This window comes from Stenotrophomonas sp. 05L44_2 (assembly GCF_056665995.1).
This window is the reverse complement of sequence record NZ_JBFTNR010000425.1, coordinates 1-3703: the sequence shown is the minus strand read 5'-3', so window position 1 is coordinate 3703 and position 3703 is coordinate 1. Positions and strand designations below refer to the sequence as shown.

The window sequence follows — 3703 nt, the reverse complement described above, 5'->3', positions numbered from 1 at the left end:
GGGTCATGGGGGCCATTCGGGTCGCAGCATAACCGTTCTGAATTGCACGTCGCGTCGAACCAGGATGAATTTCTCCAGCGGAGCCTGACGTAGGTAATACTACGGCGCATGTCCGCAGACGCTCACACGATCCCCACGCCCCAGGCCACCTACGCGCAGCGCGTGGCCTTCGTTTCCGAGATCGCCGGCCGCCTGCACAGCTACGGCACAACGGCCCAGCGCCTGGAAGCGGCGGTGGTTGCCTTGGCCCGGCAGCTCGATCTGGATTGTGAACCGTGGTCGAACCCCACCGGCATCATCCTCAGTTTCAGCGATCCGGCGCAGGCCATTGGCTCCAGCGACATCACCCGGGTGATCCGCTTGGCGCCCGGCGAGAACGACCTGCACAAGCTCAGCGTGGCTGACGGGATCGCCGAAGAAGTGGCCAATGGCCGCATGAGCATTGCCCAAGGCCACACCGCGCTGCGCCAGCTGGACAAGGATCCGGGCCGGCGCGGCAAGCTGCGCACCATCCTGTCCTTCACCCTCGGTGCGGCCGGCGTGGCGGGCATGTGGAAGCTGCCGTGGCTGGACATCGCCACCGCCGGCGTCATCGGCCTGTTGATCGGCCTGCTCGGCATGGTCACCGACAAGCGCCCGGCCAGCCGGGAAGCGGCCGAAGCGCTGGCGGCGCTGCTGGCCGGCCTTGTCGCCACCGTGGTTGCCACGTTCGTGGGTGCCCTGAATCTCAACACGGTGATCATCGCCTCGCTGGTGGTGCTGCTGCCGGGCATGTCACTGACCAATGCGGTCAATGAACTGGCCAGCCAGCACTGGGTGTCCGGCACCGCGCGCTTTGCCGGCGCGTTGACCACGATCATGAAGCTCAGTGTCGGCGCGATGATCGCGGTGACCCTGGCCGATGTGCTGGGGCTGGACCCGATGATCCGTGCCTCGCGGCCACAGGGGCCGTGGGTGGAGTGGGGCTCGCTGCTGACGGCGGCGTTCGCCTTTGCGATGTTGTTCAAGGCCAACCGYCGCGACTATCCGTGGGTGATCGCCGCCTCGGTGGCCGGTTACGCGATCTCCAAATTTGGTGGTCATGCCTGGGGTACGCCCGCCGGCATCTTCCTGTCGGCGATGCTGCTGACCGCCGGCGGCAACCTGTTCGGGCGCGTGGTCGGCCGCCCCGGTGCGATCATCCGCCTGCCGGGCATCATCATGATGGTGCCCGGCAGCACCAGCCTGCGCGGCGTGCTGACCCTGGTCCAGCAACAGGACGTGGGCGCCGGCCAGAGCGTGTTCCTGACCGTGTTGAACGTGGTGATGGCGCTGGTCGCCGGCCTGCTGTTCGGCAACCTGTTGATGCCGGCGCGCAAGACGCTGTGACCAGGCAGTAGCGCCGGGCCATGCCCGGCGGATCGGGAAACCAACCGCTGCGCTCTCCGGGCTTGGCCCGGCGCTACCCCCAAAAAAAACGCCGGCTTTCGCCGGCGTTTTTCATTCCTGCTGCAGCTGGCCTCAGGCCTTCTTGATCAGGAAATCTTCCGGCTTCTTGCTGCCCTTGGCGGTCAGCTCGGCCATCCAGCGCGGCTGCTTGCCACGACCGGTCCAGGTTTCCTTCGGGTTGGCCGGGTTGCGGTACTTCGGCGCAACCTTGCCCAGCTTGCGGCCGGCAGCCTTGGACGGGGCCTTGGTGGTCTTGGCGACCTTGCGCGCGCGCGGTGCGGGTTCACCACCGAACAGTTCCTCGATGGTGTAACCCTCGGTCTTGGCCAGCTTGCTCAGCTGGGCACGAACCTTGGTGATCGGGCGACGCTTGGCGACGATGGTCTGCTGCTTCTTGGCTGTGCGGATCAATGCGCCCAGCTCACGTGCAGACAGGCCGGTCAGGTCGATGCTCATCAACGATTACTCCAGAAACTAATTTAGGGACAGGGACGAGCCGGTCCGTGGCGTCGCAGGACAGAGTAATGATGAATTAATCCCAGCACAAACAGTTGCGGTCACCGTCTGTCGGCTGGCTGGCCCGGTTGCGACCATTTTGACCGGATTATGTCCGTTGCGGTTTTCCCGGGTCGGCCAGCCGCTAAAAAAAGACCGGGGTATACCCCGGTCTTTTCCGATCAGCCCTGCAGGCGCTGCAGCAGGGTGGCCTTGTCCAGGCTCTCCGCTTCGGCCGCCCGACGCGAGCGGTACTCGAAGGTGCCTGCGGCCAGGCCGCGCTCGCTGACCACCACGCGGTGCGGGATGCCGATCAGTTCCATGTCGGCAAACATCGCGCCCGGGCGCAGGCCGCGGTCGTCCAGTGCGGCATCCAGGCCGGCATCGCGCAGCTCCTGCAGCAGAGCTGCAGCTGCATCGGCCACGCCTGCGTCGCCCTTCGGATTGATCACGCAGACCACCACCTGCCACGGCGCCATCGCGTCGGGCCAGATGATGCCGGCGTCATCGTGGTTCTGCTCGATGGCTGCGGCGACCACACGCGAAATACCGATGCCGTAGCAGCCCATCGTCATTACCGCGGCCTTGCCATTCTCGTCCAGCACGGTGGCATCGAGCGCCTTCGCATAGGTGCGGCCCAGCTGGAACACGTGGCCGACTTCGATGCCGCGGGCGATTTTCAGTTCGCCGCCGTCCAGCGCACGATCACCGGCGCGCACGTTGCGGATATCGGCCACTTCCGGTTCGGCCAGGTCGCGGCCCCAGTTGACGCCGGCCAGATGGAAACCGGCCTCATTGGCACCGACGACGAAGTCGGACATCGCCGCCACTTCGCGATCGGCGACCACGCGGATCGGCTTGGCCGGGGCGACCGGACCAAGGAAGCCCGGCACGCTGCCGAGGTATTCGGCGATCTCTGCTTCGCTGGCAAAACGCTGCTCGTCCAGGCCAGCAACCTTGCCCAGCTTGATTTCGTTGACCTCGTGGTCGCCACGTACCAGCGCCAGCACGAACTGCTGTGCCTCGCCTTCGCCGGCGATCAGCGCCACCGACTTCACCGTACGCTGCAGATCGATGCCCAGCAGCGCGGCGACGTCTTCGCAGGTCTTCTGGGTCGGGGTCTCGACCTTGCGCAGCGCTTCGCTGGCCGCAGCACGCGCGGCCGGATCGGCGGCGATGGCCGCTTCCATGTTGGCCGCGTAGTCCGAACCGGTGGAGAACACCAGCGCGTCCTCACCGGAGTCGGCGATCACGTGGAATTCCTGCGAGGCGTCACCGCCGATCGCGCCGGAATCGGCCTGCACCATGCGGAAGTCCAGGCCCAGGCGGGTGAAGATGCGGCTGTAGGCCACCTTCATGTTTTCGTACTCACGCACGAGGTCTTCGTCGTGCAGGTGGAACGAGTAGGCGTCCTTCATCAGGAACTCGCGCGCACGCATGACACCGAAGCGCGGACGGATCTCGTCGCGGAACTTGGTCTGGATCTGGTAGAAGTTCACCGGCAGCTGCTTGTAGCTGGACAGTTCGCTGCGCGCGAAATCGCAGGCCGCTTCCTCGGCGGTGGGGCTGTAGCAGAAGGTCTGTTCCTTGCGGTCCTTGATCTTCAGCAGCTGCGGGCCGAATTTCTGCCAGCGGCCGGTCTGCTCCCACAGTTCCTTCGGCTGGATGGTCGGGATCTGGAATTCCACGGCACCGGCTCGGTCCATTTCCTCGCGGACGATGCGTTCGACCTTGCGCAGCACGCGCAGGCCCAGCGGCGACCAGGTGTACAGGCCGGATG

The 3703-nt window shown here is 65.7% G+C and carries 2 protein-coding genes and 1 pseudogene; 1 reads left to right on the top strand and 2 read right to left on the bottom strand.

What is annotated here, in order from left to right; all coding sequences use genetic code 11:
• The first annotated feature begins 108 nt into the window (after window positions 1-108).
• Window positions 109-1368: a threonine/serine exporter family protein gene (locus AC1VAN_RS14870; protein ID WP_025878492.1), complete on the top strand. Its 1260-nt coding sequence runs from the start codon at window positions 109-111 to the stop codon at window positions 1366-1368.
• A gap of 138 nt (window positions 1369-1506) precedes the next feature.
• On the opposite strand, the pseudogene AC1VAN_RS14865 reads toward AC1VAN_RS14870, so the two are convergent.
• Together AC1VAN_RS14865 and AC1VAN_RS14860 are read right to left on the bottom strand one after the other, a co-directional pair.
• Window positions 1507-1884: pseudogene (locus AC1VAN_RS14865) on the bottom strand (H-NS histone family protein); the annotation flags it as partial.
• Window positions 1885-2105: 221 nt separating this feature from the next.
• On the bottom strand, window positions 2106-3703 hold a 1598-nt coding region (locus AC1VAN_RS14860; RefSeq protein WP_480986085.1), incomplete at its 5' end, for a proline--tRNA ligase.